Source organism: Candidatus Pelagibacter sp. uisw_138, assembly GCF_059512485.2.
The window spans coordinates 984,846-1,002,790 of sequence record NZ_CM183453.2 but is presented as its reverse complement, the minus strand read 5'-3'; the positions used below and the strand labels follow the sequence as shown (position 1 = coordinate 1,002,790).

Annotated in this window: 21 protein-coding genes; 19 read left to right on the top strand and 2 right to left on the bottom strand. The window is 30.6% G+C overall.

The genetic code is table 11. The features are described from left to right. The first annotated feature begins 4 nt into the window (after positions 1-4). The 10 genes from mreC to AC5YGC_RS05380 all read left to right on the top strand — a co-directional run bounded on the left by mreC (position 5) and on the right by AC5YGC_RS05380 (position 9,811). Complete coding sequence (mreC, locus tag AC5YGC_RS05425; protein WP_496139216.1) at positions 5-856, top strand: rod shape-determining protein MreC; 852 nt, start codon at positions 5-7, stop codon at positions 854-856. Then, positions 853-1,374, top strand: coding sequence for a rod shape-determining protein MreD (gene mreD / locus AC5YGC_RS05420; RefSeq protein ID WP_496139215.1), 522 nt, complete (start codon positions 853-855; stop codon positions 1,372-1,374). The genes mreC and mreD overlap by 4 nt, the downstream gene beginning before the upstream one ends. Next, the gene (mrdA, locus tag AC5YGC_RS05415; RefSeq protein ID WP_496139214.1) at positions 1,364-3,331 is read left to right on the top strand and encodes a penicillin-binding protein 2; all 1,968 of its coding nucleotides are present in this window, start codon (positions 1,364-1,366) and stop codon (positions 3,329-3,331) included. The genes mreD and mrdA overlap by 11 nt, the downstream gene beginning before the upstream one ends. Continuing rightward, positions 3,332-4,453, top strand: a complete 1,122-nt coding sequence (rodA, locus tag AC5YGC_RS05410) for a rod shape-determining protein RodA (RefSeq protein ID WP_496139213.1) — start codon at positions 3,332-3,334, stop codon at positions 4,451-4,453. It abuts the gene before it with no gap. Between the two features lie 68 nt (positions 4,454-4,521). Then, positions 4,522-5,763 carry an FAD-dependent oxidoreductase gene (locus AC5YGC_RS05405; protein ID WP_496139212.1) on the top strand — a complete coding sequence of 414 codons (1,242 nt, stop codon included), beginning with the start codon at positions 4,522-4,524 and terminating at the stop codon, positions 5,761-5,763. Beyond that, positions 5,764-6,663: a DMT family transporter gene (locus tag AC5YGC_RS05400; protein ID WP_502314002.1), complete on the top strand. Its 900-nt coding sequence runs from the start codon at positions 5,764-5,766 to the stop codon at positions 6,661-6,663. Next, positions 6,656-7,606 carry an NAD(P)-dependent oxidoreductase gene (locus tag AC5YGC_RS05395; RefSeq protein WP_496139209.1) on the top strand — a complete coding sequence of 317 codons (951 nt, stop codon included), beginning with the start codon at positions 6,656-6,658 and terminating at the stop codon, positions 7,604-7,606. Before AC5YGC_RS05400 ends, AC5YGC_RS05395 begins: the two co-directional genes overlap by 8 nt. A gap of 4 nt (positions 7,607-7,610) precedes the next feature. After that, positions 7,611-7,985: a peptide-methionine (R)-S-oxide reductase MsrB gene (gene msrB / locus AC5YGC_RS05390; RefSeq protein WP_496139208.1), complete on the top strand. Its 375-nt coding sequence runs from the start codon at positions 7,611-7,613 to the stop codon at positions 7,983-7,985. A gap of 109 nt (positions 7,986-8,094) precedes the next feature. Continuing rightward, positions 8,095-8,949, top strand: coding sequence for an inverse autotransporter beta domain-containing protein (locus AC5YGC_RS05385; RefSeq protein ID WP_496139207.1), 855 nt, complete (start codon positions 8,095-8,097; stop codon positions 8,947-8,949). Position 8,950: 1 nt separating this feature from the next. Beyond that, complete coding sequence (locus tag AC5YGC_RS05380) at positions 8,951-9,811, top strand: hypothetical protein (RefSeq protein ID WP_496139206.1); 861 nt, start codon at positions 8,951-8,953, stop codon at positions 9,809-9,811. Positions 9,812-9,819: 8 nt separating this feature from the next. On the opposite strand, the gene grxC is transcribed toward AC5YGC_RS05380, so the two are convergent. Then, the gene (gene grxC / locus AC5YGC_RS05375; RefSeq protein WP_496139205.1) at positions 9,820-10,074 is read right to left on the bottom strand and encodes a glutaredoxin 3; all 255 of its coding nucleotides are present in this window, start codon (positions 10,072-10,074) and stop codon (positions 9,820-9,822) included. 3 nt (positions 10,075-10,077) lie between these two features. After that, the gene (locus AC5YGC_RS05370) at positions 10,078-10,374 is read right to left on the bottom strand and encodes a TIGR03643 family protein (RefSeq protein WP_496139204.1); all 297 of its coding nucleotides are present in this window, start codon (positions 10,372-10,374) and stop codon (positions 10,078-10,080) included. 134 nt (positions 10,375-10,508) lie between these two features. On the opposite strand from AC5YGC_RS05370, the gene AC5YGC_RS05365 reads away from it, so the two are divergent. From AC5YGC_RS05365 to glaH, 9 genes are all read left to right on the top strand, one after another. Further along, on the top strand, positions 10,509-11,123 hold the full coding sequence (locus AC5YGC_RS05365; RefSeq protein WP_415286017.1) for a LysE family translocator: 615 nt from the start codon (positions 10,509-10,511) through the stop codon (positions 11,121-11,123). A 113-nt stretch (positions 11,124-11,236) separates the two neighbouring features. Then, positions 11,237-12,478: an amino acid ABC transporter substrate-binding protein gene (locus tag AC5YGC_RS05360; protein ID WP_415290115.1), complete on the top strand. Its 1,242-nt coding sequence runs from the start codon at positions 11,237-11,239 to the stop codon at positions 12,476-12,478. A 64-nt stretch (positions 12,479-12,542) separates the two neighbouring features. Further along, entirely contained in the window at positions 12,543-13,436 is an 894-nt protein-coding gene (locus AC5YGC_RS05355; protein ID WP_415286014.1) for a branched-chain amino acid ABC transporter permease, read from the top strand. Then, positions 13,436-14,488, top strand: coding sequence for a branched-chain amino acid ABC transporter permease (locus AC5YGC_RS05350; RefSeq protein WP_415277946.1), 1,053 nt, complete (start codon positions 13,436-13,438; stop codon positions 14,486-14,488). Before AC5YGC_RS05355 ends, AC5YGC_RS05350 begins: the two co-directional genes overlap by 1 nt. Next, positions 14,488-15,228, top strand: coding sequence for an ATP-binding cassette domain-containing protein (locus AC5YGC_RS05345; protein WP_496139203.1), 741 nt, complete (start codon positions 14,488-14,490; stop codon positions 15,226-15,228). The genes AC5YGC_RS05350 and AC5YGC_RS05345 overlap by 1 nt, the downstream gene beginning before the upstream one ends. Further along, a complete protein-coding gene (locus AC5YGC_RS05340; protein WP_415277944.1) occupies positions 15,228-16,013 on the top strand; it encodes an ABC transporter ATP-binding protein in 786 nt (261 codons plus the stop codon). Before AC5YGC_RS05345 ends, AC5YGC_RS05340 begins: the two co-directional genes overlap by 1 nt. Further along, positions 16,013-16,717, top strand: a complete 705-nt coding sequence (locus AC5YGC_RS05335) for an AzlC family ABC transporter permease (RefSeq protein ID WP_415277943.1) — start codon at positions 16,013-16,015, stop codon at positions 16,715-16,717. Before AC5YGC_RS05340 ends, AC5YGC_RS05335 begins: the two co-directional genes overlap by 1 nt. Further along, the gene (locus AC5YGC_RS05330; protein WP_415286010.1) at positions 16,707-17,030 is read left to right on the top strand and encodes an AzlD domain-containing protein; all 324 of its coding nucleotides are present in this window, start codon (positions 16,707-16,709) and stop codon (positions 17,028-17,030) included. Before AC5YGC_RS05335 ends, AC5YGC_RS05330 begins: the two co-directional genes overlap by 11 nt. After that, positions 17,030-17,941 carry a glutarate dioxygenase GlaH gene (gene glaH / locus AC5YGC_RS05325; protein ID WP_496139202.1) on the top strand — a complete coding sequence of 304 codons (912 nt, stop codon included), beginning with the start codon at positions 17,030-17,032 and terminating at the stop codon, positions 17,939-17,941. The genes AC5YGC_RS05330 and glaH overlap by 1 nt, the downstream gene beginning before the upstream one ends. Positions 17,942-17,945: the final 4 nt, after the last annotated feature.

Below are 17,945 nucleotides of genomic sequence, written 5' to 3'. Positions count from 1 at the left end.
AATAATGGAAAAAAGCAGAGATGATTTTGTAATTGCATTAAGGTCTGCTTTTTTAAAAAAAGGAACACAGCAAAGGTTCTCATTATTAAGTTTAATATTTTTTTCTATAATTTTATTAATTTTAGGTAGTTTTAACTTTAAAATTATAAACTATATAAAAATAGGTATTACAGAGATAGTTTATAGATCTTCTTTTATAGTTTCTATACCAGAGAATTTATTAAAAGATAGTTATCTTACAATTCAAAATCACAACAAACTTTATAAAGAAAATGAAAAAATTAAATCTGAACTAGAAATTTTAAAAGCTAAAGATTTATTAAATGAATTTATAATTTTAGAAAACCAAAGATTAAAAAATATAGTTGATGATTATCTGGTTAAATCAGACATTATAATTGCTAAAGTTTTAAGTGATAAAGGCAGTCCATATTTAAGATCAATCATCATTAACAAAGGTAGTAAGCATAAAATTAACCTTGGAATGGTTGTAATGGATAGAGCATATCTTGTTGGAAAAGTTGTTGAAGTTAATTATTTGTCATCAAGGATATTATTACTTTCAGACTTGAACAGTAAAGTTCCAGTTATAGTAGAACCAAACGAAGTATTCTCTATACTTTCAGGCACAGGTAAAGATTATGGAATTATTAAATATAGTAAAAATTTTGAGGACATTAAAAATGAGTCTGTTATTTACACTTCTGGAGTAGGCAGTTTATTTAAGGCCGGAATACCTATAGGAAAAATGAATATGAATAGCTTGAGTGATGAAAAAAAAGTAGATTTTTTTTCCAATTTTTCTCAATTAAAATTTGTAAAAGTTATTTCATTTAAAAAAAGTGAGACTGAATGATAGGGTTAAAAAATAAAAATTTTATTAAAATAATACTATCAAAAACACCCATAATTCTACTTTTTGCATCTGTTTTAAATGATTATGATTTTAATCATTTAAGTTTGAAATATTTTTCATTTAATTTTTCATACATTTTAGTTTTTTACTACTGTTTAAAAAAAAGTGAAAGGTTGGGATACACTTATATTTTTATAGCAGGCTTATTTAATGATGTTGTGATAGGAACTCCAATTGGACTAAGCAGTTTAATGTATCTAATACTTTGTGTAGCAGCATCCTATCTTAGAAATATCACTTTAAGACCGAGTTTATTAAAAGATTGTATATTTTTTCTTTTAACAATTTTAATTATAAATTCATTATTATTTTTATTTTTAAAGTTCATTTTTAATTATCAGTTAAATTATTTTGACCAAATAATAAATATTACATTCACTTTTTTATTTTATTTTTTATTTTCAAATTTATTTGATTTTTTTGAAAACTATTTCGTGAGAAGTAATAATGCTAGGTGAAAATTTTGGTGTAAAAAAAGTTCAAACCATTAATAGAAGAATATTTATTATTGGTGCTGCTAAGTTGATTGTATTTACTGGAATAATTGCTCGATTATTTTCATTACAAATTACAGAGAACAAGAAATACTTAACTCTATCTGATAAAAACAGATTACGTGAGTGGAGATTACCTCCAATTAGAGGTAAGTTTTTAGATTATTTTGAAAATGTTATTGCCGGTAATTTAAAAGTATACCAGTTACATGTAATCCCCGAGGAAGTAGAAGATTTTAAATATCTAATGGTGAGATTAAAAGATATCTTATCAATCAGTAATAGTGATTTTAAGAAAATAATAATACAGAAAAATAACCAAAAACCTTGGGAAACTATAATTATTTCTAAAAATTTAACTTGGGAGCAGTTTACAAAAGTCAATTATTACTTACACGATTTAGTAGGAGCCAAACCAGTTCTGTCTATATCACGCAACTATCCGTTCAATGAAAATTATACTCATGTTTTGGGTTATGTTAGTGAAGCCAGTGAAAAAGATATTTTAAATAACAAAATTATAAAAGATACACATGTACCAGGTCTTAAAGTTGGAAAAACTGGTTTAGAAAAAACTTTTGAAAATGAATTAATCGGAACTAATGGAGTGCAAAGATATGAGGTTAATGCTTATGGTAAAAGAATTAGACAAGTCGATCATACAAATGGATTAAATGGTAAGACAATAAAGCTCACAATAGATACGGAAATTCAAAAGTTTTGCAATGAGCTTTTAAAAGATGTGGCTGGCTCAATAAGTGTAATGGATATTTATACGGGTGAAATAATTGCCATGCAATCATCACCATCGTTTGACCCTAACTTATTTCTTTTTGGAATTAATCAAGATGATTGGCAGTTAATTAGAAACCATCCATTAAAGCCATTGGTTAATAAAACTTTATCAGGCCTATACTCACCAGGCTCAACATTTAAACCAATAGTAGCTTTATCGGCACTAGAAAATGGAATTATTGATGAAAATTTTAAAGTTAACTGCACGGGAAAAATTGAAATGTATGGACAAACTTATCATTGCTGGAAAAAAAGAGGACATGGTATTGTAGATTTAAAAAGTGCGATGAAGCAGTCTTGTGACACATATTTTTATGAGATAGCAAGAAAGCTTGGTGTAGACCGATTAAAAGAAACATCTACAAAATTTGGCCTTGGTGAAAAAGTTTTAAATGAAACATTTGATATTGAGAAAAAAGGATTAATTCCTGATACTAAATGGAAAAAAAATAATTTAGGAAAAGGTTGGGTTATAGGCGAAACATTAATTACAGGTATTGGACAAGGCTATACTCAAACAACACCACTACAATTATGCCTCATGACAGCTCAGCTGGCAAATGGAGGATTTAAGATTTATTCAAAAATAATAGTAGAAGAGGACAGCAAAACTGCAGAGGAAATTAGAATTATAATGAATGAAAATAGAGAACAATTAAATAAAAAAGGGAGTGGATTGAAAGATACAACAGAAGAACTTTTAGAGTTTTTAGATAAAAAAGAACATGAAACTTTATTTAAAAGTTCCAAAAATATAAACTTAGTTCGTGAAGCAATGTTTGCATCTACAAATGAAATTAGAGGAACTTCTTATAAGTCAAGAATTGATAATCCTAAATATCAATTTGCTGGAAAAACAGGAACATCGCAAGTTAGAAGAATAACTGAGGCTGCAAGAGAACTTGATTTAAGTACCTCTGAAATTCCATATAATGAGAGGGATCACGCTTTATATATAGCTTTTGGTCCATATAAGAATCCAAGATATGCATTAAGTATCGTTATAGAGCATGGAGGATCAGGTAGCTCTGCTGCTGCCCCGATTGCAAAAAGACTTTTTAAATTAATTATAGATAGACACGAGCAAAGGGAAAAACAAACTAAACAAAATAATTTAAAAATATAAATGCAATACAATTCATTTAATACACAACCTACATTTTTTCAAAAATTAAGAAATTTTGATTATATTTTGCTAATTTGTATTTTGTTACTTGGGTTGATTAGTGCTTTATCTATGTACTCAACAGACGGAGGCGAAATTTTATTTCATAGCAAAAGTCATATTTCAAAATTTTTAATATTTTTTACAATGATGATTTTTTTGTCATTTTTGAATATTAAATTTTGGCATTATTTTGCTTACTTATTTTATATCGTAGTTTTATTTCTTCTAGTCTGGGCTTCTTTATATGGTGTTAAAGCCTCAGGGTCACAAAGATGGATTAATCTATATTTTATTAATTTACAGCCATCTGAATTAATGAAAATTGCAATAATAGTATGTCTTGCTAAATATTATCACCGCATACAACTGAATAAAGTTAATACCTTCCAAGTTATGTTTGTTGCTTTTATAATTTTAATTTTACCTATTATGCTCGTGATTACTCAACCTGACTTGGGAACTTCAATTTTAATTGCACTAAGTGGATTGGTAGTTATTTGGCTTGCAGGAATTAATATTAAATATTTTATATATTCATTTATAGTTTTATTAATTTCAACACCTTTTGCTATTGCTTTTTTACAGCCTTATCAAAAACTTAGAATTTTAACATTCCTTAATCCAGATAGGGATCCTTTAGGTGCAGGCTATCAGATTATTCAATCTAAAATAGCAGTTGGATCAGGAGGCTTAACTGGTAAAGGATTTTTAAAAGGAACTCAAAGTTATTTAGAATTTTTACCAGAAAAGCATACAGATTTTATTTTTACTTTATTTGCTGAAGAACATGGTTTTTTAGGGTCTCTAGGTTTATTGATAATCTATATAATTACTATTTACAGAGTATTAAGAATTGGTGCAATCTCGAGGAGTTATTTTGCTAAACTTTTTTGTTATGGTTATGGGTCCGCAATATTTTTTTATGTATCAGTAAATATGTCTATGGTTTTGGGTTTATTGCCTATAGTAGGATCACCACTACCAATTATGTCATATGGAGGATCTGCAATGCTAGCAACAATGATTGGATTTGCAATCGTTATGAGTGCAAAAATTAACCATAAACAACTAATAGCTTAATTATTTTAACACTTTACTTGTCGAATTTGTCGCGAGAATATTTAAATTTAAGAATTATATAAAGTGTTATGAAAAAAATTCTAAAAATTGGAATTGTAGGTGCTGGTATTCAAGGTATTTCCAATGCTTTATTTTTACAAAAAAAAGGTTTTAGTGTAACAATTTTCGATAGAGACGAGCCTGGTAGTCCTGCTGCTTCTTATGGCAATGCAGGTCACTTTTCTCCTTATGCATCTGTCCCAATAAATAGACCTGATGTTTTAACTGATGTTCCAGCAATGCTTTTAAGCTCTACAGGTCCACTTGCCCTTAAATGGAACTATGTTCCAAAAATGATACCCTGGTTTTTAAAATTTATAAGAAACTGCACAACAAAAAAAATGATGCACACTGCTAAAAATATGCATCAAATTTTAGATTTAGCGCTACCTGCTTATGATGAATTATTTGATGAAATTGAACTTGGAGGATTGGTTGAAAAAAAAGGTATTTTATATATTTGGAATGATCAAAGTTTAAAAAGTAGAGAACTAGAGATTAAAGTTAGAAATGAGTTGGGTGTTGATCAACAAGTAGTAACTCCAAAAGAAATTCATGATTTAGAACCAAATATAAAACCGATCTATCATGGAGGTGTTTATTATCAGCATGGCAGACATGCCAGAAATCCTAAGAAAATTCTTTTAAAGCTTTATGATCTGTTTTTGAAAAAGGGTGGCAAGTTTCTAAAAATGAATATCAAAGACATAAGTTTTAATGATGAAAAGCCAGTTATAAAAGCTGAAACACAAAGCTTTCTATTTGATAAAATTGTTATTGCCTGTGGTTCATTTTCAAAAAAACTAACAGATAATTTAGATGAAAAAATACCTCTTGATACTGAAAGAGGGTACCATGTTCATTTTAAAGATTGCGATCATCTCTTAAGTAGACCAGTAATTTTCCAAAATAGAGGATTTGGTATTACACCTATGGAACAGGGACTTAGAGTTGTAGGCACTGTCGAATTTGGCGGATTAGATAATCCATTATCAAAATCAAGAGTTAAAAATTTAATTAATAATGCAAAGTACATGATGGGTGATTTACCCGAACATGAAGATGAGTGGCTTGGTTTTAGACCAACATTACCAGATTACTTACCTGTAATAGGACCCTCAAAAAAACATAAAAATGTTTTTTATTGTTTTGGACATCATCATTTAGGATGGACTTTAGGACCTATTTCAGGGAAAATAATCTCTGGAATGATTGCTCAAGAAAACACAAACTTAGATTTAAAGCCATATAGTTCTCTTAGGTTTAACTAAGTGATAAATAAAAATAATGTTGCTTATGTTTTTTTATTTTTTGCAACTTTATTTTGGTCAGGAAATTTCTTAGTTGGAAAATTTGCAAGCCAACACGAAGTACCCCCATTTTCATTAAATTTTTATAGATGGTTTTTTGCTTGGTTGATCTTAGCACCATTTACGATTCAAGAAATATTGAAAAAAAGAAATTATATTTTAGAGAATTATAAATATTATATGATACTTGGAATAACGAGTGTCACTATATTTAACTCAATTGTCTATTACTCTTTAAATTTTACTCAAGTGATCAGTGGAGTATTGATGATATCAACAATACCTGTAATGATTATATTTATTTCCTCCATTTTAAAAATCGAAAAAACTAACACTTTCCAAATATTGGGAGTTGCATGTTCTTTTATTGGAGTAGTTTTAATTATAACTAAAGCAAATCTTGGAATATTATTAAGTTTAGATTTTAATAAAGGTGACATTACAATGGTTTTTGGAATGTTGTCATGGGCCACTTATTCAGCATTATTGAAGAAAAAAAAACATGAACTATCTCAACTAGGGTTACTAGAGGTGGTAATTTCATTTGGTTTTATTTTTTTAATACCAATTTATTTTATAGAGTATCAAATGGGTTATAGAATTATTTTAAATCAAAACTTTTACATGATTTTGTTTTATGTAGTTCTGTTTCCGGGTCTTATTTCTTTTATTTTTTGGATAAAAGGAGTTGCTTTAATTGGTGCCAATAGAGCAGGTGTTTTTTTACATATGATGCCTATTTTAAGTGCAATTATGGCAATGATTATTTTTAATGAAAAATTTATGTTTTATCATATGTTGGGCGCAATATTTATTTTAACTGGAATTCTTTTATCAAATAGGAAGATTAAAAATGCTTAAAGTTGCTATCTTAGACGATTACCAAAACGTATCTCATGAGTTTGTTGATTTAAAAAAATTATCAGGAGAGTATGAATTTAAAATATTTAGTGAACCATTTGAAGATGAAGCAGACGCCATAGAGCAATTATCAGATTTTGGAGCATTATTAATAATGAGAGAACGAACTCCTATTACAAAAAATTTAATCGATAATTTAAATGATCTTAAATACATCATAACAAGTGGCTCAAGAAATAAAGCTATCGACCTAGCTGCTGCAAAAAAAAGAAAAATTATTGTATGTGGAACTGAGATTGGTTTTTCAGGTACATCTGAATTAACTTGGGGTTTAATCTTAGGTTTAGCTAGAAATTTTAAAGAAGAAATTGATAATATGTACCAAGGTTATTGGCAATCAACTATTGGCTTTGAGTTAAAAGGAAAAATTTTAGGTTTAGTAGGTCTTGGAAGAGTTGGTTCACAAGTTGCTAAAATTGGTAAAGCTTTTGGCATGGAGGTTATGGCTTGGAGTGAAAATTTAAACTTAGATACTTGCAAAGAATTAGGTGTACTTCCTTGTAGTAAAGAAGATTTGTTTCAAAATTCTGATTTTTTATCAATCCACGTTCAAGGTGGAGAAAGATATAAAGAATTAATAAAACTAAAAGAACTAGACACGATGAAGAAAACTGCTTTTCTAATTAATACATCAAGAGGGTCAATTATTAACGAAGATGATTTGATTATTGCATTATCAACTAATGTTATTGCTGGTGCAGGTCTTGATGTTTATGAAAAAGAACCTTTACCAGAAGGCAATAAACTAAGATTTTTACCAAATGCATTATTAATGCCCCATGTTGGTTACGTAACTGCTGAAAATTATAGTGTATTTTATACACAGATGATTGAAGGATTAGAGGCATGTGTTGCGGGTAAACCATTAAGAGTATTAGAATAAATTTATGACAAAAAAAATTAATCAAGACCTGACTGCTGAACAAAAATTAGTTTTATTTGAAGATGGAACAGAAGCACCAGGTACGAGCGAATTAAATCATGAAAAGAGAGAGGGTAGTTACCACTGTACTAATTGTGATGAAAAATTATTTGATTCAAATGCTAAATATGAAAGTGGTTCAGGCTGGCCTTCATTTTATCAATCATTACCAGACGCTTTTGAAACTAAAACAGACACTCTATTAGGCTATGAAAGAGTAGAATATCATTGTAAAAAATGTGGCGGCCATCATGGGCACATTTTTGAAGACGGACCAAAACCAACAGGAAAAAGATATTGTAATAACGGTGTTTGCTTAATCTTTAAGCCAAAAGTTTAAAATTACTATATATACAGTATTCTTTATCTTTTTTTTACTATTGTAAAAACATCTCTTTTTAAGTACTTTTTAATACATTAAGTCTGTCACTACTGCAAAAAAGCACATTATGAAAAAATATATTATCTTATTAATTTCAACTCTAATTTTTGCATCATCAACATCTATTGCCGATACATCAAAAATAAAAAATGATTTCTTTAGTTCAATAGAAAGTTTTCTAGATGGTAACTTTGAAGATACTGATTTTTCTATTAAGTCAACAGAGGGCCTAAAACCACAAATTGGAATTTTAACTTTTAAACCTTTAAATGACACTGATGAAGGATTAACTTTTTTTCAAGGTTCATTCTTTACTCATGATGGTGATAGAGAAACTTTAAACTTAGGTTTAGGTAAAAGGATGTTTAATGAGGATGATAGTGCTATGTTTGGTCTAAATGTTTTTTACGACCATGAATTAGATTATAATCATCAAAGAATAAGTATAGGTGGTGAAATAAAGTCGTCAATACTTGAATTATCCACTAACCATTATTTTGGAACATCTGGAGAGCAAACAGGAAAAAATAATATTAAAGAAGAAGTTGCTGACGGTTATGATTTAGAATTTGGAGCACATGTTCCATATATACCAACTGCAAAAATGTATGCTAAAATATTTGAATATGATATTCCAGGTGCATCAGACTATGAAGGAGTAGAGTATTCTTCAAATATTGGGATACCAAACTCAGGAGTGAATTTTGAAGTTGGTTATAAGGAATACGGAAATAATGCTTATGAGGATCAATGGTTTTTTAACTTAACCTTTAGTTTGAGCAAAATGAACCCTAATACTAGCTTTGTGTCAGACAAAGCCTTTGAAAGAGTTTCTATGAAAGATAAAAAATATGAAAAAGTTAGAAGAGAAAATTTAATTGTTAAATCAAAAGCTTTCTCTGTAAAAGCAGGAGGTTTTTAATATGAAGCATTTTAGAAATTTGATTTTAATAATTACGACACTTTTTATATTTGAGTTAACTTTTACAAAAATTGCTAATTCAGCTGCTTGCACTGTAACAGATGGGGTTTATTCAGAAAGTGAAATTAAGAACGGATGTGAAGCAACACCGGATACTTATGAGATAGTCATTTATAAAATGTATTTATGTACGGCTGCTCCTACTATTCCAACTACTTCAGCAACTGTTGTTTTAACAAATTGTAGTGAAGTTTTTAATAATGCTTCTGGAGCAACAGCATCAGTTGCCTCAAATGCTGCTATTGACTTAACGGGTACTTATATAAAACCTCCAGTTGGTACGTACACGCATGGTTATGCGATGATGAACAACACGTTTGGACTTACAGTGTCAATTCAAATTGATGGATCAATGGATGGAATGTCATCACAAGGATCAGGAGTGTATTGTGGAACCAGATCAGGATCTGGTAATCATACAAAAGCATCTGGATCACATAGTAATAACTCAGTTTGTTCTTCAAGTGTAATTACTGCAAGTAAATTTACAGAAACACTCACACACTTTGGTGGATCAGGTGATAACTGGACAAGGATTGCAGATGCAGCAAATATCAATGGAACGACAGCTGCTGTAAAAGGAATATTAGTCGATAGCAATGGACATTTAGCTGCAAACGAAGGTGAAGTAGACAAGTTAGAGGGACTAGTTTCATTTGCTAATGCAATTATAGTAACTGCTGATACTACATCTTTAACGATGAGTTTTAACTTAGGCGAAGGAATGTCTTTAAATTCTGGTGGGTCAGATGCAATTCACATAGGAAGTGGACCTTTCCAAGCAATAATGACTGCAAATTAAATAAAAAATTACTTTAAAAGGTCTTGTAATTTATTTTCTTTTTCTAAAGCTCTAGTTTCATCGTAACCACCAATGTGTTGATCATCAAAGAAAATTTGAGGAATTGTTCTTTTGCCATTAGCTTTTTTAATCATTTCATCCATTGCACCATCAACTGTTGAAATATCTATCTCTTTATATTCAACTTTGTTTCTAGTTAATAATTTTTTTGCTGCATCACAAAAAGCACAAAGTGGTCCTGTATAAATAGTTACTGATTTCATGGATTATAAATAATCATTCTTTTTAATTTTACTAGTAATTTCTTTTCTTGAATACTCAAATTTTTTTTTGTGCTTAATACTTTTTTGATTAACTCTTTTTCTCCACAATCTAAAAGATACAGGCTTTATAGATCGTCTCATAATCTTAATAACTTCACCTTCTGTTTTTCCAGTCTTTTTCTCAATTTCCTCAAAAGTGATTCGATCTGCCCAAGCTGCCCAAATGATCCAGTCAGGATCTGATATATCAGGTTCTGGGTTTTTAACTCTAGTTATAGGGGTGTGACCTTTTTTTTTCATAAATCCTCTATTTTCATTATATTTGAAAAAATTGATTAATGCATTTTATTTAGGGTCGTGGTATCTTTAAAACTAGATAGTCCATCTTAGCCATCTTTAGCTCCGGTTTTTTTGGACTATCCTTAAACCTTAAAATGTTCCCTTTAAATTATTTCCTTTTTTTACAGATAATTTTATTTTTATTTATTACTCCTGGCACACCTAGAATTGTAATTATTTCATATTCCATGAATTATGGAGTTCAAAAATGTATCTGGACAGCTCTTGGAGATGTTACAGCAAATATTATTCAAGCCACTTTAGTAATTTTTGTTTTAGGATCTTTTTTTGTCGATAATCCAAATTTTTTAAATATTTTTAAGTGGATAGGAATTGCATACTTACTTTATCTTGCTTACGATATTTATAATTCAAGACTTAAAGATGTAAGCTCAGATAATATTTCATCAAAAAGTTTTTTTTCTTTTTTTAAAGATGGGTTTTTAGTTGCAGGAACAAGTCCGAAAGCTTGGATGTTCTTTCCATTAATATTTCCACAGTTTATTGACTTTAATTCAAATTATATCGTTCAATTTTTTATTTTAATCACGACGTATGTTGTTTTGGATTTTTTATCTCTAATTGCTTATGCAGTACTTGCTAGAAAGTTAATTATTTGGATAAAAGCAAATCCAAAAGTTATAAATACAATTTCAGCGTGCGTATTAATTATAATTGCAATTATAATTGCATTTATTCAAAAGTATTAAAAACCTACAAATAAAATTGCGGCAATTTAGTCTGTATGACGTTAGTTGTATTTTTTATCATTTAGATGTTTAATTGTTTTTTTAAATTTAAAACTAATAGAGGAAGAAATAAAATGAAAATCAGAAATATACTAATTACATTAGTTTCTGCAATTGCTCTTTTAATTTCAGCTTCAACTATATCTTTCGCGAAGGTAGTTGGAGATAAAATTATTTTAGGTGCAGCTGTTTCATTAACTGGAAAATATTCATCTAATGGTGTTCATACTCAAAACGGCTATAACTTAGCAGTTGAGAGAATTAACAGCATGGGTGGTGTTAAGGTTGGTGGAAAAACTTACAAGTTTGATATTATTTATTACGATGATGAATCAAATTCTGGAAGAGCAGCACAACTTGCAGAAAGATTAATCCAACAAGATGGTGTTAAGTTTATGCTTGGACCCTATAGCTCAGGACTTACAAAAGCTATGGCTCCTGTAACTGAAAAATATGAAGTTCCTATGGTTGAAGCAAACGGTGCGTCTAGATCGTTATTCACTAAAGGCTACAAATATTTATTTGCAGTACTTGCTCCAGCGAACTTATATCTTGATGTAGCAATTGACCTTGCGGTTGAAAAAAATGGTGGAAAGCCAGTTAAGATTGCAATGGCATTTGAGCAAGACGCTTTCTCACAAGATGTGAGATTGGGTATTGTTGAAGCTGCTAAAAGAACAGGTTCTAAAATCATTATAGATGACAAGTTACCAAAAGAGCTTAACGATATGGCTGCTACTTTATCTAAAGTAAAAGCTACTAATCCAGACGTTCTTGTAGTTTCAGGTCATACTAAAGGTGCTTTGACAGCTGTTAGACAAATCTCAGAGATGAAAGTTGATGTGAAAATGTTAGCAATGACTCACTGTGATGCTGCTAAATTATCTAAGCAACATGGTAAAGCTTCTGAGTACGCACTTTGTGCTTCTCAGTGGCATAAATCTCTATCATACAAAGATAAGTTCTTTGGTGGTGGTATGAAATATGATGCTGACTTTACTAAAGCGTTTGGATATGCACCGCCATACCAAGCTGCTGAATCTTCTGCTGCTTTATTAGTTTTTAAAGATGCGTTCGAAAGAGCACAATCATTTGATACTAAAAAAGTTAGAGATGCTTTAGCCGCAACTGATATGCAAACTTTTTATGGAAACATAAAATTTGCTGCAGGTGGTCAAAACGTATCTAAGCCAATGGTACTTTTCCAAGTATCATGTAACGATGATGGTAGTGTGTGTGAAAACAAAGTTGTAGCTCCGACAAAATGGGCATCAGCTGAGTTGGTGCACCCAATTCCATCTTGGTCAGAAAGATAATACCTAATATGTAAAATGCTCCCTAGTAATAGGGGGCATTTTTTTATAAACATCTAAAGAATTTATGGATTTATTAATTTTCCAAGCTCCTATTTTAATGGTTCAAGCGTCAATGGATGGAATACTTCTTGGTATTTTGTTTGCATTAATCGCTTACGGAATGGCATTACAGTGGGGAGTAATGAATATAATAAACATTGCTCAAGGTGAATTAGTAATCATGGGTGGATACATTGCTTACTTTATGTATCTGTCTGGAATTCACCCAGCCTTTGGAGTAATTGTATCACCAATCATTATGTATTGTGTGGGTTGGGGAATGTACAAGCTTGTTATTAATAAAGTAGTAGACAAAGATTTGTTCACTTCAATACTTGCTACATTTGGAATTAGTATTTTAGCTCAACAACTAATGAATTTTGCATTTGGTGCAGATGTTGTAGTTGCTCAATCAAATTTTGGAACAACAATGTTATTTAATAACTCAGTTACCCTTCCTAATGCAAAAATATTTTCAGGAGCAGTTTGTGTAATATCTGCAATTATTCTTGTTATTTACATGAAGAAATCAAAATTAGGTAGAGCAATTAGAGCAACCGCTCAAAACGCGAGAGCAGCAAAAATTTTAGGTGTTGATACTGAGAAAGTTTATGCAGCAACCTTTGGTATTAATGCAGCATTATGTGGAATAGCAGGAGCATGTATTGCAATCACATTCACACTTCATCCTTACACGGGACTACCTTACACGGTTAGATCTTTCATGATTGTAATTATTGCAGGACTTGGAAATTTACCAGCTGTCGCAATATCAGGAATGGGACTTGGTGTATTTGAAGAATGGGCAGATTATCTGCTTGGAACAGAATTTAGAATTGCAGCAGTATTCTCGTTACTAGTTATTATATTGGTTTATAGAAGGTTTAAATTAGCTCGAAAAAGAGAGTATTTAAAATAATGAATAAAAATACACTCCTATACGCAGGCTTAATAATTTTTGGTTTGGCTGGAGCATTCATATTTCCAGCTTATAAACTACAACTATCATTTTTATATATTCTAATTGTTTTGGCTATGACTTGGGATGTTCAAGGTGGACAGATGGGTTACAACACATTTGGAAACATTTTATTTTTTGGTGTTGGAATGTATGTTGCTTCAAGCACACAAATAGCAATGTTCTTTTCACTTGCTGAGTGGACAGATGCAGGAGGAGAAAAAACTTTTGTTCATACTATCCCTCAATTTTTTCAAGGTTTTGGTGTTGGTATATTACTAGCAGGAATTATTCCGACAATAATTGCAGGAGTAATTGGTTATGGGATTTTAGGTTTAAGAGGACACTACTTTGCAATTTGTACTTTAGCATTAGGAATTGCTGCAGGCGAACTTGCGGGTGGAATTGAGATTATTGGTGCAGGTCAAGGTATGACAGTTCCAGTTTGGCCAAAAGGATTTGGATCTAATGCATCATCATCTCAGTTTTTATATTATTTGTGTTTTGCTCTTGCAGTTGTAACTTTTATTACTTTGAAGTGGGCCTACAGCACAAGATTTGGTTTAGTTTTAAATGCAATAAGAGACAATGAAGATAAAGCGGAGGCAATGGGAATTCACACCATGAGATATAAAATTATTGGCTGGATGGTATCAGCTTTCTTTGTTGGAATTGCTGGAGGATTAATGGGTCATATAAATGGATATATTGAACCAACTGAAATTGCATTTGCTGGACCAACGTTTGGTGTGTTCATGGTTTTAATGGCAATCCTTGGTGGTAAAGGAACTTTATGGGGGCCACTTGTTGGTGCAACTATATTTCACTTATTTAAAGAAGGTTTTTGGACTTACTTCTTGGGCTGGCAGTATGTTGCTCTTGGAGTTTTAATTATTGTAATCGTTGTTTATTTTCCTGAAGGGGTAATGGGATGGTTAAGAGAAAAGTATCCTGAAAGATTTGGTGAAGTTGTCGATGAAGCTGACTTAAAAGCACAGGTGGAATTAAAGTAATGACTATATTAGACATATCAAATGTAAGTAAGTCTTTTGGTGGCGTTAAAGCTAATGTTGATATTTCAATGTCAGTTGAACAAGGTTCAATTGTTGGATTAATTGGTCCAAATGGATCTGGTAAAACTACTTTATTTAATTCTATTGTAGGAACCTATCCAATCGACAATGGTTCAATTAAATTTGATGGTACAGAAGTTTCAGAACTGCCAGTGCCTGTTGTTGCAAAACTTGGATTACTTAGAACTTTTCAACAAACTAGAATTTATGGAAAATTAAACTGTATTCAAAATATGTTAATCAGTAATAAACCTGAGAATGATGGAATATTATCAGTATTTCAAAAGATACCTTCTGATTTAACAGATAAAGCTGAGACATTATTAAAATTTGTAGGGCTTCATCAAAAAAGAAAGCTCAGAGCAGGAGATCTTTCATTTGGACAGCAAAAACTATTGGAACTTGCAATGGCACTAATGAATGAACCTAAAATGCTTTTATTAGATGAACCAACAGCTGGAATAAACCCTACTTTAATTAATGGAATAATTGACCGTTTAATCAGTGTTAATAAAGATTATGGAATTACCTTGTTAGTTATAGAACATAATATGAAAGTAATAATGAATTTAGCACAAAGAGTTTTTTGTTTAGCACACGGTCAAATGTTAGCAAACGGAACTCCAGATGAAATTAAAAATGATAAGCGTGTGCTAGATGCTTACTTGGGAGCACAATAATGTCAAATCAATATGATGTATTAGGTAAAGCACCAGGGCCAGAAGATTTACAAAAACTATCACCAGATAATAACCACCTAACTATAAAAAAATTATCAGCGGGTTATGGTAAAATGGAAATACTTCATGATTTTAATTTAAATGTAAGTAAGGCTCAGTCACTATGTTTGATTGGACCAAATGGTGCAGGAAAATCTACAATACTTCATTCTATTTATGGATTTACAAATATTTTTTCAGGACAAATAGAAATTGATGGAAAAGAAATTACCAACTTAACTCCAGCTCAAAAACTTACATCATGTGGAATTGCTTATATACTTCAAGATAATTCTGTTTTTCCAGATATGACTGTTGAAGAAAATTTATTGATGGGTGGTTATTCCAAAGAAAATACTGATGAGTCCTATGAAGAAGCAGAAAGAATTTTTGAAAAATATGAAAGATTAAGAAATAGAAGAAATCAACCTGCTAAAGTTTTATCAGGTGGAGAAAGAAGATTATTAGAAATTTCTAGAGCACTAGTTATGAAACCATCGGTATTACTAGTTGATGAACCATCTATTGGATTAGAGCCAAGATATATTGATATGGTTTTTGAAATTTTAAGGGATCTTCAACAAACAGAGAAGAAAACAATTATTTTAGTAGAACAAAATGCTAAAAAGGGATTAGAGTTTGCAGATATAGGTTACGTTTTAGTATCTGGACAAACTGCGATTGCTGGCAAAGGGGATGATTTGTTAAAAAATCCTGATGTTGGTAGATTATTCCTTGGAGGTTAATGATTAATAAAGAATTTTTCTTTAAAGGTTTTAGATCAATTCTAGCTCCTGATAGTCCTGCTCTTGCACTCGGTTGTTGTTTTATAGCAATAGGTGCACTTCTTAAAAATTTGGGTTTTAATATTCAAGAAAGTATTTTTTCAACAATGCTTACTTATGCGCTACCTGGATCGCTAGTAATGGCGGAGTCGTTATTAGTTGGAGCATCTTTACTTAATATATTTTTGGCTGTTTGGTTTGTTAATGCAAGATTGTATCCAATGGCAGTTTCTTTATTCCCTTTAATGATGCATAAAAGCCAACCTAAGTGGAAATATTATTTTTCTTGTCACTTCATAGCTGTGTCTGCATGGCTGATAATGAAGAGTAATTATAAAAGTATTGAAAAAAAATACAGAATTGATTTTTGGATTGGAATTGGTTGTGCAACCTGGACTACAGCAGTAATAGGCACTTTTATTGGTTTTTATGCTTCAGATTATTTAGATAAAAATATGATGATGGGTTTAGCAATTTTAAACCCAATTTATTTCTTATGTATGATGGTGGGTGCAATGAAGACCATTCAAATTACAGCTGCAGTAATTTTGGGTCTATTATTGGGACCAATATTTTATTTTCTATCACCTGAGTGGTCAATTTTACTAGGTGGGTTAGTTGGTGGAACCATTGCTTATTTTATAGGAGAACTAAATGTCAACTAGTGTAGTTCTTGCAATTTTAGTTACATCATTAGCAACTTTTTCATCTAGATTATTGGGTGTAATTTCATCAGAAGGAATAAAAGAAACTTCAAAGTTATTTAGATGGTTTAATTGTCTTGCTTATTCAACACTAGCTGCATTAATAGCCAGAACAATTATATTTCCGGTAGGTGTTTTATCTGATGCTAGCTATCTAAGTAGAATTGTCGTGGTTTTATTTTGTTTATTCATATTTTTTATTTCAAAAAGAAATTTTGTTTATCCAACTGTGATTTCTGCTATCATGATGACAGTACTAAGTAATTATCTCTAATGGAAAATATCTCTGGAATAACAATAACCGAACATCAAGATTCAAAAAGAATAATTGATATTAGAATTGAAGATGAAATTTTAGATAAATTGATATTTCCATTCAACAAATTTGATATCACTGCTTTAGAATATAAACCATTTACTAGATTTACTATTGCTAAAAGTTTAGACGATTTAACTTCTAATAAATTAAGCAAATTACTTAATTCAATAGTAAGAGACAGAGACACAGGCTGTTTTATAATTGGTCCAAAAAATATAAGTCCAAAAATTAATGATACGTTTTTAGTTAAACTATCAACAGCAATTGCTTATTTGATTGGCAATCCAAACCATGATGCAATGGCTGGAAAATATTATGCAAGATTTTTTGTAAAGCACGAAGATAAAAGTGATTCGTATTTGAGAAAAGCCTACACAAATATGGATCTTCATACAGACGGAACATATGTTAAGGAGACCACAGATTGGCTACTTATGACTAAAATTGAAGAACAAAATGTGCAGGGTGGAGAAACAGCAATGCTTCATCTTGACGACTGGGAACATTGTGAAGATTTATTTAATGATCCAATCGGAAGAAAAGATTTTGTTTGGGGTTCCCCTAAAAGTAAAAATATAGAATATAAAGTTGAACATCCAGTTTTCACAACAGATGATAAGGGTAAGCCAAAAATTTCTTATATTGATCAATTCCCTGAGCCAAAAAATATGGATCAAGGAATTTTCTTACAAAAGTTATCAGATGGTTTGGAGGAGAGTAAGAATAAAGTAATCACTAAACTAGCACCTGGGTCAAGTATTGTAGCTAATAATTATTTTTGGCTACATGGAAGAAAACCTTTCAAAGAGAATAAAGATTTAAGTAGAGAACTGTTGAGAATTAGAGGCTCTTTTTTTATTAATTAATTCA

Coding starts and splice junctions, on each gene's coding strand:
- mreC (WP_496139216.1), top strand. CDS start 5: ATGGAAAAAAGCAGAGATGATTTTGTAATTGCATTAAGGTCTGCTTTT.
- mreD (WP_496139215.1), top strand. CDS start 853: ATGATAGGGTTAAAAAATAAAAATTTTATTAAAATAATACTATCAAAA.
- mrdA (WP_496139214.1), top strand. CDS start 1,364: ATGCTAGGTGAAAATTTTGGTGTAAAAAAAGTTCAAACCATTAATAGA.
- rodA (WP_496139213.1), top strand. CDS start 3,332: ATGCAATACAATTCATTTAATACACAACCTACATTTTTTCAAAAATTA.
- AC5YGC_RS05405 (WP_496139212.1), top strand. CDS start 4,522: ATGAAAAAAATTCTAAAAATTGGAATTGTAGGTGCTGGTATTCAAGGT.
- AC5YGC_RS05395 (WP_496139209.1), top strand. CDS start 6,656: ATGCTTAAAGTTGCTATCTTAGACGATTACCAAAACGTATCTCATGAG.
- msrB (WP_496139208.1), top strand. CDS start 7,611: ATGACAAAAAAAATTAATCAAGACCTGACTGCTGAACAAAAATTAGTT.
- AC5YGC_RS05385 (WP_496139207.1), top strand. CDS start 8,095: ATGAAAAAATATATTATCTTATTAATTTCAACTCTAATTTTTGCATCA.
- AC5YGC_RS05380 (WP_496139206.1), top strand. CDS start 8,951: ATGAAGCATTTTAGAAATTTGATTTTAATAATTACGACACTTTTTATA.
- grxC (WP_496139205.1), bottom strand. CDS start 10,074: ATGAAATCAGTAACTATTTATACAGGACCACTTTGTGCTTTTTGTGAT.
- AC5YGC_RS05370 (WP_496139204.1), bottom strand. CDS start 10,374: ATGAAAAAAAAAGGTCACACCCCTATAACTAGAGTTAAAAACCCAGAA.
- AC5YGC_RS05365 (WP_415286017.1), top strand. CDS start 10,509: ATGTTCCCTTTAAATTATTTCCTTTTTTTACAGATAATTTTATTTTTA.
- AC5YGC_RS05360 (WP_415290115.1), top strand. CDS start 11,237: ATGAAAATCAGAAATATACTAATTACATTAGTTTCTGCAATTGCTCTT.
- AC5YGC_RS05355 (WP_415286014.1), top strand. CDS start 12,543: ATGGATTTATTAATTTTCCAAGCTCCTATTTTAATGGTTCAAGCGTCA.
- AC5YGC_RS05350 (WP_415277946.1), top strand. CDS start 13,436: ATGAATAAAAATACACTCCTATACGCAGGCTTAATAATTTTTGGTTTG.
- AC5YGC_RS05345 (WP_496139203.1), top strand. CDS start 14,488: ATGACTATATTAGACATATCAAATGTAAGTAAGTCTTTTGGTGGCGTT.
- AC5YGC_RS05340 (WP_415277944.1), top strand. CDS start 15,228: ATGTCAAATCAATATGATGTATTAGGTAAAGCACCAGGGCCAGAAGAT.
- AC5YGC_RS05335 (WP_415277943.1), top strand. CDS start 16,013: ATGATTAATAAAGAATTTTTCTTTAAAGGTTTTAGATCAATTCTAGCT.
- AC5YGC_RS05330 (WP_415286010.1), top strand. CDS start 16,707: ATGTCAACTAGTGTAGTTCTTGCAATTTTAGTTACATCATTAGCAACT.
- glaH (WP_496139202.1), top strand. CDS start 17,030: ATGGAAAATATCTCTGGAATAACAATAACCGAACATCAAGATTCAAAA.